This window comes from Mesorhizobium sp. L-8-3 (assembly GCF_016756615.1).
Classification (GTDB): Bacteria; Pseudomonadota; Alphaproteobacteria; order Rhizobiales; family Rhizobiaceae.
In genome coordinates, this window is the sequence record NZ_AP023262.1 from 4,520,685 (window position 1) to 4,545,875 (window position 25,191).

The 25,191-nt window shown below is 64.7% G+C and carries 21 protein-coding genes and 1 pseudogene; 15 read left to right on the top strand and 7 right to left on the bottom strand.

Going from position 1 to position 25,191, the window contains the following annotated elements; genetic code table 11:
- Positions 1–166: 166 nt before the first annotated feature.
- Together rirA and JN302_RS20925 are read right to left on the bottom strand one after the other, a co-directional pair.
- On the bottom strand, positions 167–628 hold the full coding sequence (rirA, locus tag JN302_RS20920) for an iron-responsive transcriptional regulator RirA (protein ID WP_202328879.1): 462 nt from the start codon (positions 626–628) through the stop codon (positions 167–169).
- Between the two features lie 224 nt (positions 629–852).
- Complete coding sequence (locus JN302_RS20925; RefSeq protein WP_202328881.1) at positions 853–1,644, bottom strand: IclR family transcriptional regulator domain-containing protein; 792 nt, start codon at positions 1,642–1,644, stop codon at positions 853–855.
- Between the two features lie 171 nt (positions 1,645–1,815).
- Here JN302_RS20925 and JN302_RS20930 point away from each other — a divergent pair, with 171 nt between their 5' ends.
- The 8 genes from JN302_RS20930 to JN302_RS20965 all read left to right on the top strand — a co-directional run bounded on the left by JN302_RS20930 (position 1,816) and on the right by JN302_RS20965 (position 10,643).
- Complete coding sequence (locus JN302_RS20930) at positions 1,816–2,886, top strand: maleylacetate reductase (RefSeq protein ID WP_202328883.1); 1,071 nt, start codon at positions 1,816–1,818, stop codon at positions 2,884–2,886.
- 48 nt (positions 2,887–2,934) lie between these two features.
- On the top strand, positions 2,935–4,254 hold the full coding sequence (locus tag JN302_RS20935; RefSeq protein WP_202328885.1) for an ABC transporter substrate-binding protein: 1,320 nt from the start codon (positions 2,935–2,937) through the stop codon (positions 4,252–4,254).
- Between the two features lie 60 nt (positions 4,255–4,314).
- Positions 4,315–5,031: an ABC transporter ATP-binding protein gene (locus JN302_RS20940; protein WP_202304670.1), complete on the top strand. Its 717-nt coding sequence runs from the start codon at positions 4,315–4,317 to the stop codon at positions 5,029–5,031.
- Between the two features lie 7 nt (positions 5,032–5,038).
- Entirely contained in the window at positions 5,039–5,740 is a 702-nt protein-coding gene (locus JN302_RS20945) for an ABC transporter ATP-binding protein (protein ID WP_202328886.1), read from the top strand.
- A 233-nt stretch (positions 5,741–5,973) separates the two neighbouring features.
- Positions 5,974–6,843 (top strand): branched-chain amino acid ABC transporter permease, encoded by an 870-nt coding sequence (locus JN302_RS20950; RefSeq protein WP_202328888.1) that lies wholly within the window; start codon positions 5,974–5,976, stop codon positions 6,841–6,843.
- 8 nt (positions 6,844–6,851) lie between these two features.
- Positions 6,852–7,964 carry a branched-chain amino acid ABC transporter permease gene (locus JN302_RS20955; protein WP_202328890.1) on the top strand — a complete coding sequence of 371 codons (1,113 nt, stop codon included), beginning with the start codon at positions 6,852–6,854 and terminating at the stop codon, positions 7,962–7,964.
- A complete protein-coding gene (locus JN302_RS20960; RefSeq protein ID WP_202334388.1) occupies positions 7,964–9,742 on the top strand; it encodes an FAD-dependent oxidoreductase in 1,779 nt (592 codons plus the stop codon). Before JN302_RS20955 ends, JN302_RS20960 begins: the two co-directional genes overlap by 1 nt.
- Before the next feature lie 19 nt (positions 9,743–9,761).
- The gene (locus JN302_RS20965; protein ID WP_202328891.1) at positions 9,762–10,643 is read left to right on the top strand and encodes an intradiol ring-cleavage dioxygenase; all 882 of its coding nucleotides are present in this window, start codon (positions 9,762–9,764) and stop codon (positions 10,641–10,643) included.
- Between the two features lie 46 nt (positions 10,644–10,689).
- On the opposite strand, the gene JN302_RS20970 is transcribed toward JN302_RS20965, so the two are convergent.
- Complete coding sequence (locus tag JN302_RS20970) at positions 10,690–11,328, bottom strand: TetR/AcrR family transcriptional regulator (RefSeq protein WP_202328893.1); 639 nt, start codon at positions 11,326–11,328, stop codon at positions 10,690–10,692.
- A gap of 428 nt (positions 11,329–11,756) precedes the next feature.
- Between JN302_RS20970 and JN302_RS20975 the strand changes: the two genes are divergently transcribed.
- From JN302_RS20975 to JN302_RS20995, 5 genes and pseudogenes are all read left to right on the top strand, one after another.
- Positions 11,757–12,728, top strand: coding sequence for a ring-cleaving dioxygenase (locus JN302_RS20975; protein ID WP_202304692.1), 972 nt, complete (start codon positions 11,757–11,759; stop codon positions 12,726–12,728).
- 67 nt (positions 12,729–12,795) lie between these two features.
- The gene (locus JN302_RS20980; protein ID WP_202328895.1) at positions 12,796–13,437 is read left to right on the top strand and encodes an alpha/beta hydrolase; all 642 of its coding nucleotides are present in this window, start codon (positions 12,796–12,798) and stop codon (positions 13,435–13,437) included.
- A gap of 84 nt (positions 13,438–13,521) precedes the next feature.
- On the top strand, positions 13,522–14,328 hold the full coding sequence (locus tag JN302_RS20985; protein WP_202334389.1) for an AraC family transcriptional regulator: 807 nt from the start codon (positions 13,522–13,524) through the stop codon (positions 14,326–14,328).
- A gap of 84 nt (positions 14,329–14,412) precedes the next feature.
- Complete coding sequence (locus tag JN302_RS20990) at positions 14,413–15,336, top strand: DMT family transporter (protein WP_202328897.1); 924 nt, start codon at positions 14,413–14,415, stop codon at positions 15,334–15,336.
- Positions 15,337–15,340: 4 nt separating this feature from the next.
- Positions 15,341–16,056, top strand: a pseudogene (locus JN302_RS20995) (B3/B4 domain-containing protein).
- On the opposite strand, the gene JN302_RS21000 reads toward JN302_RS20995, so the two are convergent.
- From JN302_RS21000 to JN302_RS21015, 4 genes are all read right to left on the bottom strand, one after another.
- Positions 15,963–17,444, bottom strand: coding sequence for an adenylate/guanylate cyclase domain-containing protein (locus JN302_RS21000; protein ID WP_244845798.1), 1,482 nt, complete (start codon positions 17,442–17,444; stop codon positions 15,963–15,965). The pseudogene JN302_RS20995 and the gene JN302_RS21000 sit on opposite strands and share 94 nt — an antisense overlap.
- Positions 17,437–18,741 carry a beta-ketoacyl-ACP synthase II gene (fabF, locus tag JN302_RS21005; protein WP_202328901.1) on the bottom strand — a complete coding sequence of 435 codons (1,305 nt, stop codon included), beginning with the start codon at positions 18,739–18,741 and terminating at the stop codon, positions 17,437–17,439. The genes JN302_RS21000 and fabF overlap by 8 nt, the downstream gene beginning before the upstream one ends.
- A gap of 11 nt (positions 18,742–18,752) precedes the next feature.
- Positions 18,753–20,000, bottom strand: coding sequence for a multidrug effflux MFS transporter (locus JN302_RS21010; RefSeq protein ID WP_202304704.1), 1,248 nt, complete (start codon positions 19,998–20,000; stop codon positions 18,753–18,755).
- Between the two features lie 228 nt (positions 20,001–20,228).
- Complete coding sequence (locus JN302_RS21015) at positions 20,229–20,834, bottom strand: TetR/AcrR family transcriptional regulator (protein WP_202304706.1); 606 nt, start codon at positions 20,832–20,834, stop codon at positions 20,229–20,231.
- An 89-nt stretch (positions 20,835–20,923) separates the two neighbouring features.
- On the opposite strand from JN302_RS21015, the gene JN302_RS21020 reads away from it, so the two are divergent.
- Positions 20,924–22,036 (top strand): efflux RND transporter periplasmic adaptor subunit, encoded by a 1,113-nt coding sequence (locus JN302_RS21020; RefSeq protein WP_202328903.1) that lies wholly within the window; start codon positions 20,924–20,926, stop codon positions 22,034–22,036.
- The gene (locus JN302_RS21025; RefSeq protein ID WP_202304709.1) at positions 22,033–25,143 is read left to right on the top strand and encodes an efflux RND transporter permease subunit; all 3,111 of its coding nucleotides are present in this window, start codon (positions 22,033–22,035) and stop codon (positions 25,141–25,143) included. Before JN302_RS21020 ends, JN302_RS21025 begins: the two co-directional genes overlap by 4 nt.
- The last annotated feature ends 48 nt before the right edge of the window (positions 25,144–25,191 follow it).

Sequence of the window (25,191 nt, forward strand, 5' to 3'; positions counted from 1 at the left end):
AAGCCGGCTGCCGCCGCGCGGCGCGCAAAGTCGTCGGGCCGGAGGTCCGCGCGGTGAGATGGGCAACACCGGCGCCGGTCACGTGGGGCTCCAAACGGCGGTCGCAGAAGAACGAGGCGTCCCGGTCCCTCGCGGCATGAGACTTGGAAAGCCGGGGGAAGGCGCGTCACCCCGCCAGGGCGCGGGGTTCCAGGAGGTCGATGCCAAGCAGAGAGCGGACATTCGACTTGGCTTTCACCAGGTCGGCGATGGTGTGGCGTTCCAGCACAGCGAAGAAGGCGCCAAGCGCCTCGCGCAGCGCCGCATTGAGGGCGCAACTGTCGACCAGCGGGCATTCGGCCGCGTCGCTCTCGAAGCATTCCGCCATGGCGAAACTTTCCTCGGTTACGCGCACCACGTCGAACAGGTTGATCTTGTCGGCCGGGCGGCCGAGCCGGACACCGCCGTTGCGACCGCGTACGGTCTCGACGAGGCCGTTCTCGACGAGCGGCTGCAGGATCTTGAACAGGAACAGTTCCGACACCGAATAGGCGCTGGCGATCTCCGGAATGCGGCTCAGCCGCTCGCTGTTGGCCGCGCAATACATCAGGATGCGAATGGCGTAGTTGGTCTGCCGGGTCAGCCGCATGACGGTTCCTTTGCGAGGACTCTCGATCCCCTCGAATATGGCCTACACCTTAGAACAATTCCAGACAACAATGCAATTAACCTGAAGTTTTTTGTCATGTTTAAGGCGAGGTCGGCATGCCTCGCAACGCAGGGATGAGCACGCTTCCATGCGCGGGCCGTGCCGGCCGGGAATCGGCGAGGATAGGTGAGTCGGCGTGCGCGACCGGCAGGGCTCGAGGCGATTCAGGGCAGTCGGGTGGCGATCTGCCTGGCGGTCTTCAATGCCTCGGGCAGGCACAACGACGTCAGCTTGTCGAGCGAGGTGTGCATCGTGTGACCGCAGATGTTCAGTGCCGCGATCGTGGCGCCGCGAAGGTTCTTCACGGGCACCGCGACCGCGACGAGGCCAGGCTCCAGTTCCTGATTGATGACGGCGTAGCCCTGCTCGCGAACCTTGCGGACCTCCGCCATGAGGTCGTCGATCGTGACGAGGGTGTTTCCCGTCTTCTGCTGGATGCTGCTCTTTTCGAGCACGTCGCGCGCGCAGTCCTCCGGCATGCCGGCGAGCAGGACGCGGCCCATGGCGGTGCAATAGGCGGGCTTGCGTCCGCCGATGCGCACGTTGATGGACATCACGGTATCGGCCGCGAAGGAAGCGACATAGACGACATCGGTACGGTCGAGCACCACCGCCGAGACATTTTCCTCGACGCGGTTGCGCAAGATTTCGAGATAGGGCGTGGCGATGGCGATCCAGCCGTCGTTGGAGTTGAGATACCCGGTGGCGAATTCGAGCACCTTCGGCGTGAGCCGGTAGATGCCGTCGGTCGCATCGACATAACCGAGGGAGGCGAGGGTGATCAGGCTGCGCCTTGCCGTGGCGCGTGTCAGCCCGGTCGCCGCGCTCAGTTCGGACTGGGTCAGCCTCGGCTTCTTCTGAAGCGCCTGCAGAACGGCGATGCCATGCACCAGGCCGGCCACGATCTCGCGGTCGTCGGCTTCGTTGCGCTGCGGCGCCTTGGCCTGGGCGTCCATAATGCGGCTCCGTAGACAGTCTGTTCGAAAAGCGAACGGTATCGTCGCGTAGTTCATCCTGTCATCATCGCTCGGGTCAGTCAATCCGAGCCTATCGGCTTGACACAGGAGTTTTCCGGCTCATACTTTTCGAATGATATCGTTCGCTATGCGAACAAGGAGCGACCAGGGATGGAGAATTTCGTCTATACGGGAATGCCCGCCCGCGTCGTGTTCGGCGACGGGGCTCTGGCGCGTGTGGGCGACGAGCTGACCCGGCTCGGAGCGAGGCGCGTGCTCGTCATCACCACCCCGCATCAGGCCGCGGACGGACGGGCATTGGCGGCAAATCTTTCCGCGCACGACCCGTCCCTCTATGCTGGGGCCGTGATGCACACGCCCGTCGACGTCACCGAGCAGGCCCTCGAGGTGGTGCGCGAGCGCGGCGTCGATTGTCTCGTGGCGCTTGGTGGAGGCTCGACCATCGGGCTGGCCAAGGCGATCGCCTTGCGAACCGATCTGCCGCAGGTCGCCGTCCCGACCACCTATGCCGGCTCCGAGATGACGCCGATCCTGGGCGAGACCCGCGATGGCGTGAAGACAACGCAGAAGTCGATGAAGGTCCTGCCGGAGGTGGTGATCTATGACGTCGGGCTGACGATGACGCTGCCGGCGGGACTTTCCGGCACCTCCGGGATCAACGCCATCGCTCACTGTGTCGAGGCACTCTATGCGCAGGAGGCGAATCCGATCATCGCCATGCTGGCCGAGCAGGGCATCGCCGCGCTCGGCCGCGCCTTGCCGGGCATCGCGCTCGATCCGGGAGATCGCGCGGCTCGATCCGACGCGCAATATGGCGCGTTCTTGGCCGGCGCGTGCCTGGGCGCGGTGGGCATGGCACTGCATCACAAGCTCTGCCACACGATCGGCGGCACATTCGACCTGCCGCATGCCGAGACGCATACGATCGTGCTGCCGCACGCGCTCGCCTACAATGCGCCGGCCGTGCCAAAGGCCGCCGCCACGGTCGCTGTCGCGCTCGGCGTGGCCGATGCCCCCGGCGGCCTGTTCGACCTCGCCGGCAAGGTCGGGGCACGGCGGGCGCTCCGCGATATCGGCATGCCGGAAAGCGGCATCGACAGGGCCACCGATCTCGCGCTCGCCAATCCATACTGGAACCCGCGACCGTTGGAGCGCGACGGGATCCGGGCCTTGATCGCGCGGGCGTGGGCCGGGGAGGAGCCGTCGGTGCCGGCCGCGTGAGGAAATGACGGGGGCCGGCCGGTTCCGGCTTTTTCTTGGGAGGAGAACATGTCGCTCAGCAGACCAGGCCGGCTCAGCCGGCGTCAATTCATCAAGACGACGGCCGCGGCCGGCGCAGGCGTGGCGATGGCGCCGCTGTTCGCGCCGCATATCAGGGCGGCCGAGACGATCAAGCTCGGTTATGTCAGCCCGCAGACGGGGCCGCTTGCCGCCTTCGCCGAGGCCGATCAGTTCATCCTCGGCCAGTTCCGCGAGATCGTGAAGAACGGGCTCGACATCAACGGCACCAGCTACGCCGTCGAAGTGATCGTCAAGGATTCGCAATCCAATCCCAACCGCGCGGCCGAAGTGGCCAAGGAACTGATCGTCGATGACGAGATCGACCTGATGCTTGTCGCCTCGACGCCCGAGACCACCAATCCGGTCTCGACCCAGTGCGAGATCGAGGAAGTGCCGTGCATTTCGACCATGGCGCCGTGGCAGCCCTGGTTCATCGGGCGCCAGGGCAATCCGGGCGATCCGGCGAGCTGGCAGCCGTTCAAATATACGTTCCACTATTTCTGGGGCCTGGAGGACGTGATCGCCGTCTTCACCAACATGTGGAACCAGCTCGAGACCAACAAGGTGGTCGGCGGGCTCTTCCCCAATGACGGAGACGGAAACGCCTGGGGCGACCCCAATGTCGGTTTTCCGCCGGTGTTGGCCGAGCAGGGCTTCACGTTGATCGATCCCGGCCGATACCAGAACCTGACCGACGATTTCTCGGCGCAGATCACGGCCTTCCAGGGCGGCAATGTCGAGATCGTGACCGGCGTGGTGCTGCCGCCCGACTTCACCACATTCTGGACCCAGGCCAACCAGAAGGGCTTCAGGCCGAAGGCGGTGAGTGTCGGCAAGTGCATCCTCTTCCCGGTCGCCGTGGAGGCCCTCGGCAAGACCGGCAACAACCTGTCGTCGGAAGTGTGGTGGTCGCCGAGCCACCCGTTCAAGTCCTCGCTGAACGGCCAGTCCGCGGCCGATCTTGCGGCCGGTTTCACCGAGGCCACCGGCCGGCAGTGGACGCAGCCCATCGGCTTCATCCATTCGCTGCTCGAATTCGCCGCGGACGTGCTGAAGCGCTCCGCCGATCCCACGGATACGGATGCATTGGTCGAATCGATCTCCACGGTCGACCTGCAGACCATCACAGGTCCGATCAAGTTCGGTCAGGAGAATGTCCCGCCTTTCGCGCGGTCCAACCTTTCCAAGACCCCGCTGGTCGGCGGCCAGTGGCGTCTCAAGGATGATGGCAAATACGACATCGTCATCGTCGACAACCAGACCGCTCCCGAGATCCCCGTCGCGGGCAAGATGGAGCCCATTGCCTGACCGACCGAACCCGCTGTCCGGCCCTCAGGGCCGGGCGGCCCCCACAACCCCGAGTCGCCGATGCTGCTCACGATCGACAGCCTGCAGAAATCCTACGGTTCGCTTGTCGTGACCGACGGCGTCTCGCTGTCGGTGGCGGAGGGCGAGGCGCTCGGCATCATCGGGCCCAACGGCGCCGGCAAGACGACGCTGTTCGCCCTGATCACCGGCGCGATCGCACCGAACGGCGGAACGATCGCGCTGGACGGCCAGGACATTACCAGGATGCCGCCGCAGAAACGCTGCCTCTCCGGCATCTGCCGCTCGCATCAGGTGCCGCATCCCTTCGAGAAGCTGACGGTGGCGGAGAACCTGCTGGTGGCGGCGTGTTTCGGCCAGGACAAGCGCGAGGCCGAGGTGGTCGACACGATCGGCGAGATTCTCGAACTGACCGGCCTGGCGCCGAAGGCGAACCGCGTGAGCGGCGGGCTGCCGCTGCTCGATCGTAAGCGGCTCGAAATGGCCCGCGCACTCGCCACCAATCCGCGCCTGCTGCTCCTGGACGAGATCGCCGGCGGGCTTACCGAAGGCGAGTGCCAGGAACTGGTCGAGACGATCCGGGCCATCCACAAGGGCGGCCGCACGATCGTGTGGATCGAGCATATCGTGCACGCGCTGGTGGCCGTGGTCGGACGGCTGGTCGTGCTGAATTTCGGCCGGGTCATCGCCGAAGGCGATCCCAAGGCCGTGCTTGCCTCCCCAGAGGTGCGCGAGATCTATCTGGGCTCGCCGGTGTGAGGGTGCGATGACGCTGCTTTCCGTCGGGAAACTCGACGCCTTCTATGGCGATTTCCAGGCTCTGTTCGGCATATCGGCCGCAGCCGGGGCAGGGGAGACGGTTGCCATCATCGGCGCCAACGGTGCGGGCAAGTCGACCTTCCTCAAGGCCGTCACGGGACTGCTTCACGCTCCGCGGGAGGCGATCCGTTTCGACGGAGAGGCGATCGGTGGACTGCCGGCATCGGACATCATGAAGCGAGGCATCGCCATGGTGCCGGAGGGCCGCAAGCTGTTTCCCTCGCTGAGCGTCGAGGAGAATTTGCTGATCGGCGCCTATGGACGTTCCGGCTCGGGCAGGTGGAACCTCAGGACGCTCTACGAACTGTTTCCGATCCTGGGGGAGCGGCGCAACAGCCCCTCGACCGCTCTGTCGGGCGGCCAGCAGCAGATGGTGGCGATCGGCCGGGCGCTGATGTCCAACCCGCGGCTCTTGCTCTGCGACGAGATCTCGCTGGGCCTCGCGCCGGTGGTGATCCGCGACATCTATGCCGCACTTCCCGCCGTCAAGGCGGAAGGCACGGCAATCGTCGTGGTCGAGCAGGACATCGTCCAGGCCATGAAGATGTGCGACCGCGTCTATTGCTTCTCGGAAGGACGCATGACGCTCTCCGGCGCGCCGGACGCGCTGTCGCGGGAGGAGATCCATGCAGCCTATTTCGGGCACTGAGGGAGAGGGCACATGAACAGGGAACTCGTCGCCTCTACCCCCCTCTGGCCTGCCGGCCATCTCCCCCTCAAGGGGGGAGATTGTCTATCGCCTGCGCTTTCGCCAATCGGCGATGCTGCAGGAATGCCACCTGCATCGACGCTGCCAATCTCCCCCCTTGAGGGGGAGATGGCCGGCAGGCCAGAGGGGGGTACCTCCGACGCGCGGTTCGTCCGCATTCCGGCGAGGCGCCCATGACGGCCGCTCTCGACGTCGTGATCCAGGGTATCCTGCTCGGCGGGCTCTATGCGCTGTTCGCGGCCGGCCTGTCGCTGATCTTCGGCGTCATGCGCCTGGTCAACCTGGCCCATGGCGACCTGATCGTGCTCGCTGCCTTCCTGATCATGGCGCTGGTGGCCTTTCTCGGACTCCCCCTGCCGCTCGCCGCTCTCCTGGCGCTGCCGCTGATGTTCGCCCTCGGCTACGTGCTCCAGACCGTCATCCTGAACAAGGCGATCGGCGCCGACATATTGCCGCCGCTGCTCATGACCTTCGGCCTGTCGATCATCATCCAGAACGGCCTGCTCGAAGCGTTCTCCGCCGACTCCCGCCGGCTCTCTGCGGGCGACCTGGAAACCGCGTCGCTGCCGCTTGGCGGCGGCATCGCCATCGGCCTCATGCCGCTTGCCACGCTGGCCGCGGCAGTTCTCGTCATCGTGGCGCTCAACCAGCTCTTCTACCGCACCGCGCTCGGCCGGGCGTTCCGCGCCGTCTCAGACGACCCCACGGTCGCCCAGCTCATGGGCATCGACAACAGGAAGCTCTTTGCCGTTGCCATGGGCATCGCACTCGCGGTGGCGACCCTTGCCGGTCTGTTCCTCGGCATCCGCGCCAATTTCGATCCGACCATCGGGCCGGCGCGGCTGATCTTCGCCTTCGAGGCCGTCATCATCGGCGGGCTCGGCAGCCTGTGGGGAACGCTTGCCGGCGGCATCGTCATCGGCCTCGCGCAGACGGCAGGCGCCGCGATCAACCCCGAATGGCAGATACTGGCCGGGCATCTCGCCTTCCTCTCCGTGCTGATCATCCGGCCGCGCGGCCTGTTTCCGCGCGCCAGCGATTGAGGCGGACCATGGCTGAAACCCTCGCAGGACAGGCTCGACAGGTCACCGCCCCGGCGTCCCGCCGCTATCGCATCGCGACCCAGACCAGGGCCTCGCGCATTGCCGCAATTCTCGGCGCTGCCTTCCTGGCGTTCCTGTTCGCCGTACCCTTCCTGGCCGGGCGCGCGCTCATCCAGGACCTGTTCTTCGTGCTGACCATGCTGTGCCTTGCCCAGTACTGGAACCTGCTCGCCGGTTTCGCCGGTCTCGTTTCGGTCGGCCAGCAGGCATTTGTCGGCCTTGGCGCCTACCTGATGTTTGCCTTCGTCATCCTGCCCGGCCTCGACCCGGTCCTGTCCATCCTGCTCGCGGGCCTCGTTTCGGCTGTTGTCGCCTTGCCGACCGCCTTCGTGGTATTCCGCCTGCGCGGACCCTATTTCGCGATCGGCACCTGGGTCGTGGCGGAAGTTTTCCGGCTGCTCGCCGCCCAGTACAAGGCGCTCGGAGGAGGGACCGGAACCTCGCTGCCGCGCAGCGCCACCAATGATTCCTTCCTGGTGGTGCATGTCGCCGACTGGCTGGACCTGCGCTCTGCCGCCGCGCGCGACGTCGTCACCTATTGGCTGGCCCTGGTGCTGGCGGTCTTCACCGTCCTCCTGATCTACCGCGTGTTGCGGTCGCGCGCGGGACTGGCGCTCGCTGCTATCCGCGACAGCGAGCCGGCCGCTTCCAGCGTCGGCGTCGACGCCATGCGCACCAAGCTCTGGGTCTATATGCTCTGTGCCTTCGGCACCGGCATGACCGGCGCGCTGATCTACCTGCAGACGGCGCGCATCTCGCCCGACGCTGCCTTCTCCGTGCTCGACTGGACCGCGATGGTGATCTTCATCGTCGTCATCGGCGGCATCGGCTCGATCGAGGGACCGATCGTCGGCGTGGTCGTCTTCTTCGTTCTGCAGGATCAGCTTGCCGGCTTCGGGCCCTGGTACCTGATGCTGCTCGGCGCGCTCGCCATCGTCGTCATGATGTTCTTCCCCAAGGGCCTCTGGGGAACGCTGGCCGACAGATACGACCTTCACCTCTTTCCGGTTCGCCGCCGGTTCGAAATGCTCACCCGATCCGAAATCGCAGGAGGAAAATGATGATCGAAACCGATGTCCTCGTGGTCGGCTCCGGCCCGGCCGGCTCGACCATGGCCGCGCTTCTGTCCACCTATGGCGTGTCCAACGTGCTGGTGACGAAATATCGCTGGCTGTCCGACACTCCGCGCGCGCACATAACCAACCAGCGCGCCCTGGAAGTGCTGCGGGACCTCGATCTCGAGCAGGATGCCAAGCTCTATGGCGCGCCGCAGGAACTGATGGGCGACAATGTGTTCTGCACCAGCCTTGCCGGCGAAGAACTCGGCCGCCTGCGCACCTGGGGCACCCATCCGATGAGTGCGGCACGGCACCAGCTGGCGAGCCCGACGCGGATGATGGACCTGCCGCAGAATTTCCTGGAGCCGATCGTGTTCGGCGCCGCCTGCGCGCGCGGGACGCGGGCCAGGCTGTCCACCGAATATCTGTCGCACAGGCAGGACAGGACCGGGGTGACCTCGCTCGTCCGCGACCGCGTGACCGGCGAGGAATATGAGATCCGCTCGAAATATCTGATCGGCGCCGACGGCGGCAATTCGCAGGTGGCCAAGGATGCCGGCCTAAGGATGAACGGCAAGATGGGCGTCGCCGGCTCGATGAACATCATCTTCAAGGGCGACCTGTCCCGTTACGTCGCTCACCGGCCGAGCGTGCTCTACTGGGTGATGCAGCCGGGCTCGAATGTCGGCGGTATCGGCATGGGCCTCGTGCGCATGGTGCGTCCGTGGGACGAATGGCTGATCGTCTGGGGCTACGACATCAACCAGCCCGCGCCAGAGGTCGATGACGCCTTCGCCAAGAGCGTCGCCTATTCGCTGATCGGCGACGACACGATCCCGATCGAGATCAAGTCGGTCTCGACCTGGACGGTCAACCACATGCATGCGCTCGACTACTCCAAGGGCCGGGTGTTCTGCATGGGCGACGCCACCCACCGGCATCCGCCGTCCAACGGCCTTGGCTCCAACACCTCGATCCAGGATGCGTTCAACCTCGCCTGGAAGATGGCGATGGTGGTGAAGGGCGAGGCAGCACCCTCGCTGCTCGACAGCTACCAGCAGGAGCGCGCGCCGATCGGCAAGCAGATCGTCGACCGCGCCAACAAGTCGATCGAGGAATTCGGGCCGATCTTCCAGGCCCTCGGCCTGCTCGACACCAAGGATCCCGAACGGATGAAGGCCAATATGGAGGCGCGCAAGAAAAACAGCGCAGCCGGCGAGGAACAGCGCAGGAAGCTGCGCGAAGCGATCGCCCGCAAGGTCTATGAATTCGACTGTCACGGCGTCGAGATGAACCAGCGCTACGCTTCCGTCGCCGTCGTGCCGGACGGTTCGAAGGATCCCGGCTTCAAGGGCGACGCCGAGCTCTGTTACGAGCCCACGACCTTTCCCGGTGCGCGTCTGCCCCATGTCTGGCTGGAGAAGGGGACGCAGAAACTCTCCTCGCTCGATCTGTGCGGTCATGGCCGGTTCACGCTCATGACCGGAATCGGCGGTGAGGGCTGGGTCGAGGCGGCCAATCAGGTCGGGGCGGAGCTGAAACTCGATATCCGCGTCGTCGTCGTCGGACCGGGTCGGGAGATCGAGGATCCCTATGGAGACTGGGCGCGCGCCCGCGAGGTGAGCGACGCCGGCTGCCTGCTCGTGCGACCCGACCACCACGTCGCCTGGCGTTCGAAGAAACGCGCCGCCGATCCGAAGGGCGAGCTCGCCCGGGTACTCGAAGCGCTGCTCGGAAGGGCGGCGAAAAACACTGGGAAAGCCGTCAAGGAAGCAGCCTGACTATCGGAAAGGAAAATCCATGTCGGAAAAGACCGTCTATTTCTCCGAGGAGAGATCCGAAGAAGCCGTCATCGCCCGGATGGACCCGGACAAGGTCGATCCGCGCCTCTATAGGGTGATGACCTCGCTCATCAAGCATCTGCACGGCTTCATCAAGGAAGTGGAGCCGACCAATGAGGAGTGGATGGCCGGGATCAGGTTCCTGACCGATACCGGCCATATGTGCACGGACTGGCGGCAGGAGTTCATCCTGCTCTCCGACACGCTCGGCGTCTCGATGCTGGTCGAGACGATCAACAACCGCAAGCCTTCCGGCGCCACCGAGACCACGGTCCTGGGGCCGTTCCATGTCGAGGGGGCGCCCTATCTCGAGAACGGCGCGAATATCTGCCTCGACGGCAAGGGCGAGCCGATGGTTGTGACGGGGCGCGTTGCAGATACGGAGGGCAGGCCGATCGCCGGCGCCCTGCTCGACCTCTGGCAGGCCAATGACGAGGGCTTCTACGACGTCCAGCAGAAAGGCATACAGCCGGACATGAACCTGCGGGGGATCTTCACGACGGATGCGGACGGGCGCTACTGGTTCCGTTCGGCGAAGCCGAAGTTCTATCCGATCCCGGACGACGGCCCGGTGGGCAAGATGCTCGCGGCCCTCGGGCGCCACCCCTATCGGCCGGCGCATATCCACTTCATCGTCGGCGCCAAGGGGTTCTCGCCGATCACGACCCACTATTTCGTGCCGGGGGATCCCTATCTGACCAGCGATGCGGTGTTCGGCGTGAAGGAGAGCCTGATCGTGGACTTCGTCCGCAACGACGACAGGGAAGCGATGACGAAGTACGGGTTCTCGCAGCCGTTCTGGCAGGCGCAATGCGACTTCGTTCTGTCGAGGGCCGCATAGGGCGCCATTGGCTTGTCCAGCCTGGCCTGGATAAGCAGGGCGTCGCTCAGGCGTTCGCCGCCCTGGGCTTGTTGGCGTTCGCCGCCCCGCCGCCGGCAAACATGGTGTCGACCGACGCCATGATGACCGCCACCACGTCGCGCAGCGCATTGATGTCCGAATTGGCCTTGGCCAGCGCGGACAAGCCGTGGGTCGAGGCGACGAGGAAGCGGCCGATGGCGCGGACGTCGGCACGGGAATCGATCGCTCCCTCGACCTGCGCCTGGCGCAGCATGCGATAGAACGTGTCCTCGGCGCGTGTGATGGAAGCCGCGATGCGACGGCCCATGCGCGTGGTGCCCCGGTCGCCCTCGACCGCCACATTGGTGACCAGGCAGCCGAGCGGCAAATCGGGGTCGCCGAAGGCGATCATCAGTTCCTCGAAATAGCGTTCGATCGCCTGGCGGACGGGCAGGCCGGCATTCAAGGCGTTGCGCAGCTTGATGGAATAGGTCGCGTCGTAATGGTCGATTGCGGCCATGAACAGGTCTTCCTTTGCGCCGAAGGCGGCATAGATCGACGTGCGGCCGATGCCCATCGCGGCCTCGAGGTCGCTGATCGACGTGCCGCCGAAGCCGCGCTCCCAGAACAGCCGCGTCGCGCGATCGAGCACCTTTTCCCGGTCGAATTCCTTCGGGCGCGCCATTGTGCCGGCTCCAGATCCGTTCGACTGCTGTCATAGCCCCTTGGCGGAGTCCGTTCAAGCAGATGTTTTGTATCGATCGGTGCTTAATTGGAGGCCGCGCCGACGGATATCTGACGGACTTTCCAGACAGGAAGGACGGGCTGGAGGCGGCCAGTTCTGACGCGATGATTCCAAATTCGGTAATAAGCTATTGTTTTGGAGGGAGAATGCAAAGAGCTTCGTTTGCCTCCGGTCGATGCTCTGCCTTTCTTCGGCGCTCGGTATCCGACTTTCGTCCTGCTGCGTTGCACAATCGAATCTCGCCTCGAAGGGCTTGCGGGACGCGGTCATGGTTCGATAATGTACCGATCGTATCAGAATTTTCGGGCGGCGACGGGAGCGCTGATCACTCTGGTCGTCGCGGCCGCGTTTTTCACGGGAGGATTGTCATGGCAGCACGGGTAAACGGTTTGCATCACGTCACCAGCGGCGTCTGGGGCGCGCAGGAGGACATCGACTTCTTCACCCAGGTCGTCGGTCAGCGGATGATCAAGCAGACGATCCTGTTCGACGGCACCGTCTCCTTCTACCATCTCTATTACGCCAATGCCGATGCCGAGATCGGATCGGTCTCGACCACCTTTCCATTCTCGCGCATGGGGATAAGCGGACGCCGGGGCTCGGGCCAGATCAACACGACGGGCTATTCCGTCCCGCACGGCTCGATCCCGTTCTGGAAGGATCATCTCAAGCGCCACAACACCGAGATCGTCGGGGAAGGCGAGCGGTTCGGGCAGAAGACCCTGCATTTCCGGCATCCCGCCGGCCTCGATTTCGAGATGATCGAGGATAAGGACGACAAGACGAAGGGCTGGACGACCAAGGACATCAAGGCCGACGCGGCCGTGCGCGGCTTCCATTCGGTGGCCATGTCGGTGCGCGACATCGAGGAACAGGACCGGTTCCTGACCGAAGGCCTGGGGCTCGAGAAAGTCGGCATCGACGGCAATTATCACCGCTATCGGATCAATGAGGGCGGTGCCCAGAAGACGGTCGATCTGGTCCATGTGCCCGACCAGAAGCAGGGCTCCTGGCAGTTTGCGCCCGGCATCGTCCACCATGTCGCCTTCGCCGTGCCGACGGAAAAGGAGCAGATGGAGGTGAAGCTCCATCTCGAAGGGCTCGGCTACACCGACGTGTCGGAGATCAAGGACCGCAACTACTTCCACTCGATCTACTGCCGCTCGCCGGGCGGCATATTGTGCGAAGTGGCCACCTGCGACATCGGCTTCGCCATCGACGAGCCGAAGGAACATCTCGGCGAGAAGCTGCTGCTGCCGCCCTGGTTCGAGCCGCGGCGCGCCGAGATCGAAGCGCAACTCGAAACGATCAAGGTGCCGCAAGGCGCGATGGCCCAGTAGCCAGGGTGGCCTTCGACGGCCGTGCGTCCGTCCGGACGCGCGGCGCGGGTCGCCGGGAGACCAGCCGATGGTTCCTGTTCTCGAAACGGGCGCGACCGTGTCCGAGGCGCGCCTCGCGGCAGTGATGATCCATGGGCGCGGCCGAACGCCTGAGGAAATGGCCAATCTTGGAGAAGCTCTGGCCATCGATGGTGTTCGCTACTACTGCCCCGAGGCGCCGGCAGGCAGCTGGTATCCCCGCCGTTTCCTGGAGCCGCTGGAGGACAACCAGCCTGACCTCGGCAGGGCGCTCTCTGCAATCGATGCGCTGATCGAGAGGCTGGGCACGACGGGCTTCCCGGTCGAACGCGTCGTGCTGTGCGGTTTCTCGCAAGGCGCCTGCCTTGCCGCCCAGACGCTGATGCTGCGCCCGGCGCCCTATGCGGCCGGGCTGTTCTTCACCGGCGGCCTGATCGGGCCGCCCGGTACGACGTGGCGTTCGCCGGAGCGGATTCCCGGTGTGCCGGTGCTGCTCACCGGAAGCGAGAATGATGACTGGGTGCCCGCCTGGCGCGTGCGGGAGACGGCGGCAGTCCTTTCGGGTTTCGGGGCGACGGTCGACACGGTGATCTATGAGGACCGTGCCCATGTCGTCAGCGACGATGAGATCCGCCGCGCCCGCCATCTGCTTCGTTCCTGCCTCGAGCGGCCGGGACCTATCGACAGATAGCGTGTCGTGGCCGACGCCTTCCGCTTCGATGCCGGACTATCTATTCTCGATGCGCGACGCAGGGGACGGCACGATCGGAAGGACATGGCGAACGGCTTCAGGATGATCCGCAGCGGGATGCGCGGGGTCGAGGCCATCGTCGCGGAGACGCGCCACAGCTTTCCCAGGCATTCGCATCAGCACTATGGCATCGGCGTCATCCATCGCGGCGCCCAGCGATCCTTCAGCGGCAGGGGCATGGTCGAGGCCGGGCCCGGTGACACGATCACGGTCAACCCGGGCGAGGTGCATGACGGCATGCCGATCGGAGACGATGGCCGGGCCTGGAGCATGCTCTATTTCGAGCCGGCCATGATCCAGGGCGCGGCGGACGATATCGCCGACGGCGCTCATGGCACCCGGGAGTTTCATCATCCCGCGATTACGAGCCGGATGACGGCCAACATTTTCCTGCGTCTCTTCGCAGCGGCGACGGGTCCTGACGATGGAGCATCGCAGATCCGCTGCGACGAGTTGCTGCTTTCTTTACTGGCGGGGCTCATCGGGGAGGAAATGAGTGAGCCAGCGCGGGCGGTGCCGATGGCGATCCGCCGGGCGCGTGCGCTCATCGACGATGCACCGACGATGCCGGTCACTCTTGCCGATCTCGCGAGGGAAAGCGGTCTCAGCCGGTTCCAGGTCCTGCGCGGTTTCGCGCGGGCTACGGGCCGCACGCCGCATGCATATATTATGCAGCGGCGCATCGATCTCGCCCGACGCCTGATCGCGGGCGGCATGCCGCTCGCCGAGGCCGCCGCAGCCGGCGGCTTTGCCGACCAGAGCCACATGACACGGCTGTTCGTGCGCAGCTTCGGCATTTCTCCGGGGGTCTACGCCGACGCGGTGACCTGACACGGCTCGCCTGCAATTCCGTTCAAGACGCCGCCCGGTCCGCCGGGCTCTTGTTTCGCCTCCGACAACAGCAGGCGGCGATTCATGCGGAAGCAGGTCGAGGGTTATCTCTATCTTTCGCTGGCGATGGTGCTGGTCGGCAGCACCGTCGTCGCGAGCAAGGTGATCGCGTCAGGTTTGCCGCCTTTCACGGCCACCGCATTGCGTTTCGCCATCGCCCTGCCGTTCTTCCTGGTCCTGATGCGACTCACCGCGTCACGGTGGCCGAAGCTCGCACGGCGCGATTGGGGGCTTCTTTTCCTGCAGGCTGCGGCCGGAAGCGTCGGTTATACCACCTTGCTGATTTCGGGGCTCCGCTGCACCTCCGCGGCGCATGCCGGCGTCATCATCGGCACGCTGCCCATCGTGTCCGCCGCCATCGCCATCCTCGTGCTTGGCGAGCGTCCCCGACGCTCCCTGCTGCTGGGGATCGGACTGGCGGCCGCCGGTGTGCTCGCCATCACGGTCCGAAGCGGAGAGGGCGGCGATTGGTTCGGCAACGTCCTGATCCTGGCGGCGGTAGTATGCGAGGGCCTCTTCATCCTGCTCAACAAGCGGCTGCGCACCGATATCTCGCCGCTTGTCCTGTCATCCATCATGACGATGATTGGACTGGCGACGGCGGCTGTCGCCGCCTGTCTGGAGGTGCCCTGGGCGATCACCATGACCACCGGGGCTGTGTGGGCGGTCATCTATTACGCGCTGGTTCCGACCGTCGGCGGCTTTCTTTTCTGGTATGCCGGAGCTGCTCGGGTGAGCGGCGCCGAGGCCTCGCTGTTCACCGCGCTGGCGCCGGTTTCGGCGCTGTTTCTCGCGGCGCTCCTGTTGAGCGAGCCCGTGGGGCCGGTGGAAATGTTCGGTGTCGGTTGCGTGCTCGCCGCAGTTCTTGCGACCGGACTTTCCGGTTTCTTCCAGGCCCGGCGACGGATGAGGGCTACGCGGCCCGATATGTCGTCACAGACGAGGTAGGATCATGCTTTTCCATCATGCCGACGACATCTGGGAGGATTTTCCCGACTCGTTCCGGGCGCTCTTCGAGCCGAAGGTATTACCAGGGAAGGGGCCGTCGAGGCCGCGATCGAACGGTTCAACGACATCGCGGAGAACCGGATCGCATCCCGTTCCGAGGGTGAGTTCCCCGAGATGCAGGCCTGGCGGCGCGCCTTTTCCCGCACGGGGCTGAAGCCGACCCAATATCGATGCGCGTTTGAGGTGTTGTTGCGGCGCTTCCGCTAGGAGCGATCGCTGCCGCGCATCCATCCGCTGATCGACCTCCGCAACGCTGCTTCGCTTGCTTTCGCTATCCCCATTGCCGTCTTCGATATCGCCCGGGTCGCCGGCAGCCTACAGGTTCGCCGTGCCACGGGCGGCGAAACCTACCGACCTTTTCGGAGGGCATCGCGTTGGTTCCATCCTGAATGGAACTACACAATCAAGCCTCGACGCTCGAAGCAGTCAGTACGCGGACTGTCCTTAGTTCAAGGATGTTCGGGGCGGCGGTCATTGCCAGTCCCCATCAAGATTTGCGCAGCGTCAGCCTTGCCGGGAAATGCAAGGAACTTTACAAATCAAGGCGATGTACGCCTCGGGAAGGATCAGACGGGAGTCGCGATCGCAAGCGCTGGACTGCCCGGGACAACCGCTGCGCCACCCTTTCCACGAAGCGAGCGTAAGCCGCGCCATCCCTGATGGGACCGAGGAACAACCCAGACATGGACCGGCTCGTCGCGACCGCGCACGGTCACCGCACCGCGGCCGACAATGCCGTCAAGCGCACTTTCGTCTCCCTCGTTTCCCATGCTGCGCACCGCATCGATGAGGTCGCTGCCGAAACAGATCTCCGCGTCGAGTTCGCGACAGAGCGCCTGCAGCCTGCTCGCGACGTTGCAGGTGTCGCCGACGACCGCGATCGACAGCTTGCGCTCGCTGCCGACGGCGCCGAGCACGACCGGCCCGTATTGGCAGCCGATCCGCACGTCGACGGAATCGAGACCGACTGCGGCGCGGCGCGCGTTCCATTGCCGCACCGAAGCGCTCATCGCCCGCGCGCAGCGCAGCGCCCTCACGACGTCGTCATCAGCCGGCTGCGGCACGCCGAACGTCGCCATGATGCAGTCGCCGATGTAATTGTCGACCGTGCCGCCGTGATCGAACACTACCTGCTCCATGCGCCGATGGAACTCCCTCAACAATGCAAAGACTTCCTCGGCCGGATGGTCCTCCGAATAGGCAGTGAAGCCGACAATGTCGGCAAACAGGACTGCAACCTCCTGGCGTCGGACCGGCCCGAACGGTTCGTCGGTCGACGCCAGCTCGTCGACGACGTTGGGTGAGAAATGTCGCGCCAGGTTGATCCGCGCCCGCTCGGCCGCGATGTAGTCCTCCGCCAACCGCCGCGAGCGCGACACGACCGCGGCGATGATCAGAATGAGCACGACGGTCGTGCTCTGCTCGATGACGTCGACGAAACTCGGATCGAAATAGAGCTGGAGCCGCTCGGCGACCGGCATGTCTATCATGCGCGCATCGCCGACGAGCGTCTCCGGTTGCGCGACCACCCAAACGACCGCCGCACTCCACGAGGCCGCTGCGGAAACGCCAACCCAGAGCGCGAGGCGCGGCGACAGCGTGAGCGCGGCGAGGCAAACGAAGATCAGGAGATAAGCGAACGAGCCCTCGCGCAGTTGCATCGCCAGCGGCATCTCGGTTTCTTCAAACGGATTTGTGCCGACGATCAGGAAAATGAGCAGCACGATGTCGAGTGTGCCAACCACGAAGCTCAGCCACGGTGGATTGAGCCGCCGCTTCACCAGCCCGTAATGGCAGAAGCCGAGCAGGTAAAAGACAACCAGGCCTGAGAGCGTGAAAGCGAGGGCCGCGTTCCACTCGGCGAAGAGAATGAAGAAGAGACCGACGGCCGCGAGCGCCGCCGAGCGCGCCCAGTATTGCAGCCTGGCGCCCTCGCGTTCGGCACGGGCGAGCATGAGGCCGAGCCGCTGGCGCTGTCGTATCCGTTCGTCCGCCACAGGTCCGGCTGGATTGAAGACAGGAGCGGTCCGAGGCAAGGCATCAGTCACGGGGTTCTCCGGTGCCGGCATCGGCCAGCCCGTCCGTCCAGCATCGGAACAACGCGCTGGCATTGACCCCTCCGAAACCGAAGCCATTGGCGATCGCGTACTCCATCTCCATCGGCCGAGCCTGGTTCGGGACGAAGTCGATCCCGTCGCCTGCCGGATCGGGAGCGCTCAGATTGAGAGTGGGTGGCGCCACCTGATCCCTGAGCGCCAGTATTGCGAAGATGGCTCCAAGCCCGCCGGCGGCTCCGAGCAGGTGTCCGGTCGCCGACTTCGTTGCGCTGACTGCGACTGTGGAATCGATGCCGAAGACCCCTTTGATCGCCGCGATTTCCCCGAGATCGCCCACTGGCGTGGAAGTTGCGTGCGCATTGAGGTGGCGGATCTCACGCGGCGAAATGCCGGCTTGGGCGATCGCGATCTCCATGGCCCGGCGGGCACCGTCGCCGTCCTCGGGACCGGAAGTGACGTGGTGGGCGTCCGCTGTCGTGCCGTAGCCGACGAGTTCAGCGAGTGGTTTTACGCCGCGCGCCAGCGCGTGGCCCAATTCCTCGATGACCAGGATGCCGGCGCCTTCGCCCATGACGAAGCCGTCCCGCGACATGTCGAAGGGTCGCGAGGCCTGATCAGGTGCCTCATTGAACCCCGTGGAAAGAGATCGTGCCGCGGCAAAACCGCCTAGACTGACGATATTCATGCATGCTTCCGTTCCGCCGCACACCGCGATGTCGGCTTCATCGGCGCGGATAAGACGAGCCGCGTCGCCGATCGCCTGGATGCCGGCCGCACATGCTGTCACAGGTGCGCCGAGCGGACCTTTCAACCCGTAGCGGATCGAGACGTGGCCCGCCGCAAGGTTCACCAGGAAGGACGGTATCGTGAACGGCGATAGACGGCGGACGCCGCGCGTGTCCACTGTGCGTACGGCCTCGGTTATGGCGGGAAAGCCGCCGATGCCCGAGGCGATGATCGTGGCTGTGCGCAAGCGATCCGCCTCCGAGACGGGCACCCATTTTGCCTGCGCAAGCGCCTCTTCTGCCGCCGCGAGCCCCAAGAGGATGAAGCGGTCCGCCTTGCGCTGGTCCTTCGGCGCAAAGACGGTATTCGGATCGAAGCCGGCGTCGCGGTCTTCTTCCAAGGAGGGAACCACCCCGCCAACCTTCGCCGGCAGGTCTCCCACCACGTCATCCGAAAGCCTCCGGATGCCCGAGCGGCCAGCCAGGAGACGCGACCAGGACGCTTCGACATTTGCAGCGAGGGGCGTGACTGCGCCCATGCCTGTAACAACAATCCGTCGCATCTATTCTCCAATCAGTTCGGGTGCGCCGCCGGCGTCGCCATCTCCGCCTTAGGCTGGCGCAGCGCGACAGGGAGAAAGACCAGAAGGGCAAGCACCGAGGCCGTGGTCAGGATGACAGCAAGAGAAGCAGACGGCTGAAGAGGCAGGACGCTTGCGAACGACGCGCCGATGGCCGCGCAGCCCATCTGGAGGAAGCCGAGCAGCGCGGATGCCAGCCCGGCCTGCCGTCCAAAGGGGTGAAGCGCGATTGCGGTACCCAGCGGGTTGATCAATCCCATACCGAGAAGATACAGCGCGATGGCCAGGGTGAAGGGCATGAAGGCCGGCGCCGCGGCAAACGCGAACATAATGAGGCCGCCAGCAAGCGCAATGAAGAGGCCGACCGTGCCGGCGGTACGCTGACCCCAGCGATGAGCCAGGCGTGGCGCGAGAAACCCAGCCGCAAAGACGATCAGAACTGTCGTCGCGAAGGATAGTCCGAGTTGGAAGGAGGTAAGGCCCAGTTCGCTCATCAGGACGGCGGGCGCCGCAGCAAAGAAGGTGTAAAGCCCGCCAATGACGAGGCTCACTGAAAGAGCGGGAAGAAGAAAGCGCTGGTCGACGACCAGGCGACCATATGCGGATGCGACGTCCGAAGCCGCGAGGGACGCCCTTCTGTCGACCGGGTGAGTTTCGCCGACGCTCGTCGAATAGTGCAGCGCGAGCGCCACGCCGAACACTGCGACGACGAGGAAGGTGATCCGCCAACCGAACAGGCTGTCGAGCGCGCTTCCGAGTAGAGGCGAAAAGCCCGGCGCGGCGGCCATCGCGATCATGGTCAGCGCAAGAGCCCGCGCGAGCGCTTCGCCATCGAATAGATCGCGAGCGATGGCGCGCGACAGGACCGAGGCGGCACAAGCCCCGAGCGCCTGAATGACCCGGCCAAGGATCAGGAAGGTCAGGTTGTCGGCGGCGGCACAAAGGACGCTTCCGGCGACAAAGATCGCTAGCCCGCCCAGCACCAGCCATTTGCGGCCGAAGCGATCCGAAAGCGGGCCGACCAGAAGCTGCCCGAACGCGAAGGCAACGAAGAAGCTACTCAACGTCAGGCCGAGTCCTTGGGAAGAAACGCCAAGGCTGGTGCCGATCCGTGGAAACGAAGGAAGGATAATGTTGGTGGCAAGTGCGCCGAGCGCAGCCAGCCCGGCGAGCAGGAATAGGATGCCCCCAGTCAGACGGCGCTGGGCAGACGAGGAGTTCGTGATCGAAAGTATGGACATCACGGCTTCCTGACCTGCGCGCGCAACTCAGAGACTTGCGCTTCGAGACTCCTGACCCGCCTTTCAAGGAATTCGAGTTCGGTCATGTCCATGGCCTCCTCAAATTGCCGAAGTTTCTCTAGCCAACGGCGCCAAGTCGTCTGTGAAGACAACCGCTGCAATTTCGAAACAATCATCTGAAAGGGTGTCCTCTGTTGCCGCGCGTGCGCGCTTCGGCCGGCGACATCGTCATTGGCGCGGTCCTCGCTGCGCCTTGTTCGCAGACGACTCCGTCAGCACACTCTCGGCGGCCGCTCGTAGGAACTGCTTCGACAGCCGCTCGTCGTTGACGGCCCGAGAGAGGACGACCGCACCGACCATAGTCGAGAGAATGGCCATGGCTTTGCCGCCGGGCTTCTTGCCGTCGGCCTCGCCGACCCAGCTGTCGAGCATCTCGAGGTATTCCCTGATCCCAGCTTCGAACGACGCCTTCACGTCAACGCTCTGTCTGGCAGCATCCGAGCCGAGCGCCACGACCGGGCAGCCATCCATCCTTTCTGCGCGATGCCCCATGCTGAGGTAGAACGCGATCACCGCACCGAGCGGGTTCTGCGGGTTGGCAGCGGCGGCGACCGACCATCGGTGGGTGGCGCTCTCCATCGCCCGCCTGGACGCTTGTGCCGCCAAGTCCTCCTTTGACGCGAACTGCTTGTAAAAGGCGCCTTGGGTCAGCCCGGCACCCTTCATCAGATCCTTGAGGCCGATGCCGTCAAAGCCGTGCTCCCGAAAAAGGCGGCTTGCCACATTGATTACGGTTTCACGGTTCTCCGCGGCCTGAATGCGACTCACGCGCATCGTCGATCTCCTTTTTTTTAGATTGCGCTCACCTTCTATATCGGGTATAGAGTTCGAGTGCAATCTATTTTTGATGCGAGGCGACGGGCATGAAAAAGAGGAATCTAGTGGTTTTAGCCAGCATCCTGGCCGCGGTGTCCGGGACGGCAGCGTTCGTCACACTTGCCATTCCCACCCAGGGAGCCTCCGCTGCGAGCGACCCGAGGCAGCAGCCGCCGATCGTCAGACTGGTAACGCCAGCGCGGGTGACCAGGGCCGAACGCGGCTTCACGGGCATCATAGGCGCCAGGGTGCAGAGCGATCTCGGTTTTCGCGTCCCCGGCAAGATCGTGGAACGGCTTGTGAATGCCGGTCAGCAGGTCAAAGCCGGTCAGCCGCTGATGCGGATCGACGACGCCGACCTTCGCCTTGCGCTAACAGCGAAGCGCAATGCAGTTGCCGCAGCGCGTGCAATAGTCGCTCAGGCAGAACCGGATGAACGGCGATACGCCAGTTTGCTCAAAGATGGATGGGTCCCCCGACAGCGCTACGAGCAGGCGAAGGCTGCGTTGGATACGGCCAAGGCGCAACTCGCCGCTTTCGACGCCGAGGCACGGGTCGCCGAGAATGAGGCGACCTACGCGGTCCTGGTGGCGGACGCAGACGGAACGGTGATCGAAACGCTTGGCGAGCCGGGGCAGGTCGTCTCTGCCGGCCAGACAGTGGTCCGGCTTGCCCAGACCGGCTCCCGCGAAGCGGTGGTCGCGCTTCCCGAAACGATCCGCCCGGCGATCGGCTCGGTGGCCGAGGCCAGCGTATATGGCGGCGATGGGCGTCGCTATACGGCGCATCTTCGGCAGTTATCGGATTCCGCCGATGCCCAGACCCGTACCTATGAGGCCCGCTATGTGCTCGACGGTGAGGCCGCGGCAGCACCACTCGGCGCAACGGTAACCATTCGGCTTGCAAGCCAGGCTGGTCAGCCGGAAGTCCAGGTGCCGCTGGGAGCCGTGCTCGATGATGGCAAGAAGACTGGCGTCTGGATTTTGGACAGCGCCGCCTCGACCGTACACTTTCGGCCCGTCAAGCTTGTTCGTGTGACCAGCGAAACCGCAGTGATCTCCGGACTAAGCTCTGGTGATCCGATTGTTTCGCTCGGCGCTCATCTCCTGCAGGAGGGCGCTCGCGTCAGGACTGCGTCTGAAAGCGGAGGCAGCTTATGAACCTCAATCTTTCCGCGATCGCCGTTCGCGAACGCGCCGTCACCTTGTTCTTCATCCTCCTGCTGGTGGCCGCCGGCGCCTACGCCTTCGTCATGCTCGGGCGGGCGGAGGATCCCAACTTCACCATCAAGACCCTGACCGTCACGACGGCGTGGCCGGGCGCGACCGCGCGCGAGATGCAGGACCTCGTCGCCGAACCGCTGGAAAAGCGGCTTCAGGAACTGACCTGGTACGACCGGGTGGAGACGACCACACGGCCGGGCTACGCATATATGACGGTTACGCTGAGGGACGACACGCCGCCATCCGCCGTTGAGGAGGAGTTCTACCAGGCGCGCAAGAAGCTCGGAGACGAAGCCCGCAACCTGCCGTCCGGCGTCTACGGCCCCTTCGTCAACGACGAATATTCGGATGTGAGCTTCGCCCTCTACGCCCTCAAGGCCAAGGGCATGCCGATGCGCGAACTGGCCAGGCAGGCCGAGGTGATCCGCCAGGACCTGCTGCACGTGCCCGGCGTCAAGAAGATCAACATCCTCGGCGAGCGTCCCGAGCAGATCTTCGTCGAGTTTTCCTATGCCAGGCTGGCAACGCTGGGCGTGTCGGCACTGGATATCGTTGCCGCCCTGCAGCGGCAGAACACCGTCACGCCGGCGGGCTCCATCGACACGAAGGGACCGCAGGTCTTCATCCGGGTCGACGGCGCTTATGACAGCGTCCAGGCGATCGCCGACACGCCGATTGTCGCTCAGGGGAGGACGCTGAAGCTCTCCGACATCGCCGAGGTCCGTCGCGGCTACGAGGATCCCCCCACCTATCTCATCCGGCGCCAGGGTGAGCCCACCATCATGCTTGCCGCGGTCATGCAGGAGGGCTGGGACGGTCTCGCGCTCGGCAAGGCGCTGGAGGAAAGGACCGCGGCCATCGGTGAGACGCTGCCGCTCGGGATGACGCTCGACAAGGTGACCGATCAGGCCGTCAACATCACGCATGCGGTCGACGAGTTCATGATGAAGTTCGCCATGGCGCTCGGCGTGGTGCTGCTGATCGCCCTGATCAGCATGGGTTGGCGCGTCGGCATCGTCGTCGCGGCCGCCGTTCCCCTGACGCTTGCGTTCGTCTTCCTCATCATGCTGCAAACCGACCGGTTCTTCGACCGCATCACGCTCGGCGCCCTCATCCTGGCGCTCGGCCTTCTCGTGGACGACGCCATCATCGCCATCGAGGTGATGGTGGTGAAGATGGAAGAGGGCATGGACCGCATCAAGGCGGCGGCCTATGCGTGGAGCCACACCGCGGCGCCGATGCTTTCGGGAACGCTGGTGACGATCGCCGGCTTCCTGCCGGTTGGCTTCGCGCGCTCGACGGCCGGTGAGTATGCCGGCAACATCTTCTGGATCGTTGGGTTCGCCCTCATCGTCTCCTGGGTCGTCGCGGTGATCTTCACGCCCTATCTCGGCGTCAAGATGCTGCCCGAGATCAAACCGGTCGAAGGCGGCCACCACGCGATCTACGACACACCGAACTATCGGCGCCTCAGACGGCTCATCGCCTTCGCCGTGCACCACAAGTTCGTAACCAGCGGTATCGTCGGCATCGCTTTCGCGCTTTCCGTCATCGGTATGGGCGCCGTCAAGCAGCAGTTCTTCCCGACATCCGACCGCCCCGAAGTGCTGGTGGAGGTTCGCCTGCCGGAAGGCACCAGCATCGAGACGACGACGGCCACGGTCGAGAAGCTCGAACACTGGCTCGACGAGCAGCCCGAGGCCGAGATCGTCACGAGCTATGTCGGCCAGGGCGCGCCCCGCTTCTTCTTCGCGATGGCGCCGGAACTGCCCGATTCCGCCTTCGCCAAGATCGTCGTGCTGACACCGGACGCGGAGGCGCGCGAGGCGTTGAAGCACCGGCTTCGGGAGGCGGTGTCACGGGGGTTGGCCCCCGAGGCCGATGTGCGCGCCACCCAGCTTGTGTTCGGCCCCTACACGCCGTTCCCGGTCGAGTTTCGGGTCACGGGACCCGATCCCGCGCAATTGTACAGGATTTCCGAGGAGGCCCTCGACATTATGCGCAGCGTCCCGGACGTACGGCAGGCCAACCGCGATTGGGGCAATCGCACGCCCGTGCTCCGCTTCGTCCCGGACCAGGACCGGTTGAACCTCATCGGCCTCTCGCCGGCGGAGGTGGCCCAGCAACTCCAGTTCCTGCTCACCGGCATCCCTGTCACGCAGGTCCGCGAGGACATCCGCAATGTCCCCGTCGTGGCGCGTAGCGCCGGGGCTGAGCGGCTGGATCCGGCGCGTCTGGCGGATTTCTCACTGATGAGTCGGAACGGCCGGCAGGTTCCGCTCGACCAGATCGGCCATGCGGAAATCCGTCTGGAAGAGCCGATCCTGAAGCGCCGCGATCGCACGCCCGTCATCACGATCCGCTCGGATATCAATGAGGCGACTCAGCCTCCGGAGGTCTCCAAGGAGATCATGACGGCCCTTCAGCCGCTGATCGCATCGCTGCCAGCCGGCTATCGCATCGAACTGGGCGGATCGATCGAGGAGGCCGAAAAGGCCAATACTGCTCTGGGCAAGGTCTTCCCGCTCATGATCGCCGCCACGCTGATCGTCATCATGCTGCAGGTGCGATCCTTCTCGACGATGACCATGGTCTTGCTGACGGCGCCGCTTGGCCTCATCGGCGTCGTGCCGACGCTCATCGCCTTCAACCAGCCCTTCGGTTTCAACGCCATTCTGGGGCTGATCGGACTGGCCGGTATCCTGATGCGCAACACGCTGATCCTGACCGAGCAGATCAACGAGAACCGTGCCGCCGGCCTCGACGACTATCACGCCGTCATCGAGGCCACGGTGCAACGCGCACGACCCGTGGTACTCACCGCGCTTGCCGCCGTGCTGGCCTTCATCCCCCTCACACACTCCGTCTTCTGGGGATCGATGGCCTATACGCTGATCGGCGGCACGGCGGTCGGAACCGTGCTGATCCTGCTCTTCCTTCCCGCGCTCTATGCCGCGTGGTTCCGGATCAAGCCGACTGCTGATGAGATCCATGAGGCTTCGACGGAGGAACCGGAACTGCGATTAGCAATGGCTGCTGAATAGGGCTCTGTTGTCGGAGGAGACGGGTCAAGTTCTCGCCCGCTGGCTTTG

Coding starts and splice junctions, on each gene's coding strand:
- rirA (WP_202328879.1), bottom strand. CDS start 628: ATGCGGCTGACCCGGCAGACCAACTACGCCATTCGCATCCTGATGTAT.
- JN302_RS20925 (WP_202328881.1), bottom strand. CDS start 1,644: ATGGACGCCCAGGCCAAGGCGCCGCAGCGCAACGAAGCCGACGACCGC.
- JN302_RS20930 (WP_202328883.1), top strand. CDS start 1,816: ATGGAGAATTTCGTCTATACGGGAATGCCCGCCCGCGTCGTGTTCGGC.
- JN302_RS20935 (WP_202328885.1), top strand. CDS start 2,935: ATGTCGCTCAGCAGACCAGGCCGGCTCAGCCGGCGTCAATTCATCAAG.
- JN302_RS20940 (WP_202304670.1), top strand. CDS start 4,315: ATGCTGCTCACGATCGACAGCCTGCAGAAATCCTACGGTTCGCTTGTC.
- JN302_RS20945 (WP_202328886.1), top strand. CDS start 5,039: ATGACGCTGCTTTCCGTCGGGAAACTCGACGCCTTCTATGGCGATTTC.
- JN302_RS20950 (WP_202328888.1), top strand. CDS start 5,974: ATGACGGCCGCTCTCGACGTCGTGATCCAGGGTATCCTGCTCGGCGGG.
- JN302_RS20955 (WP_202328890.1), top strand. CDS start 6,852: ATGGCTGAAACCCTCGCAGGACAGGCTCGACAGGTCACCGCCCCGGCG.
- JN302_RS20960 (WP_202334388.1), top strand. CDS start 7,964: ATGATCGAAACCGATGTCCTCGTGGTCGGCTCCGGCCCGGCCGGCTCG.
- JN302_RS20965 (WP_202328891.1), top strand. CDS start 9,762: ATGTCGGAAAAGACCGTCTATTTCTCCGAGGAGAGATCCGAAGAAGCC.
- JN302_RS20970 (WP_202328893.1), bottom strand. CDS start 11,328: ATGGCGCGCCCGAAGGAATTCGACCGGGAAAAGGTGCTCGATCGCGCG.
- JN302_RS20975 (WP_202304692.1), top strand. CDS start 11,757: ATGGCAGCACGGGTAAACGGTTTGCATCACGTCACCAGCGGCGTCTGG.
- JN302_RS20980 (WP_202328895.1), top strand. CDS start 12,796: ATGGTTCCTGTTCTCGAAACGGGCGCGACCGTGTCCGAGGCGCGCCTC.
- JN302_RS20985 (WP_202334389.1), top strand. CDS start 13,522: ATGGCGAACGGCTTCAGGATGATCCGCAGCGGGATGCGCGGGGTCGAG.
- JN302_RS20990 (WP_202328897.1), top strand. CDS start 14,413: ATGCGGAAGCAGGTCGAGGGTTATCTCTATCTTTCGCTGGCGATGGTG.
- fabF (WP_202328901.1), bottom strand. CDS start 18,741: ATGCGACGGATTGTTGTTACAGGCATGGGCGCAGTCACGCCCCTCGCT.
- JN302_RS21010 (WP_202304704.1), bottom strand. CDS start 20,000: ATGTCCATACTTTCGATCACGAACTCCTCGTCTGCCCAGCGCCGTCTG.
- JN302_RS21015 (WP_202304706.1), bottom strand. CDS start 20,834: ATGCGCGTGAGTCGCATTCAGGCCGCGGAGAACCGTGAAACCGTAATC.
- JN302_RS21020 (WP_202328903.1), top strand. CDS start 20,924: ATGAAAAAGAGGAATCTAGTGGTTTTAGCCAGCATCCTGGCCGCGGTG.
- JN302_RS21025 (WP_202304709.1), top strand. CDS start 22,033: ATGAACCTCAATCTTTCCGCGATCGCCGTTCGCGAACGCGCCGTCACC.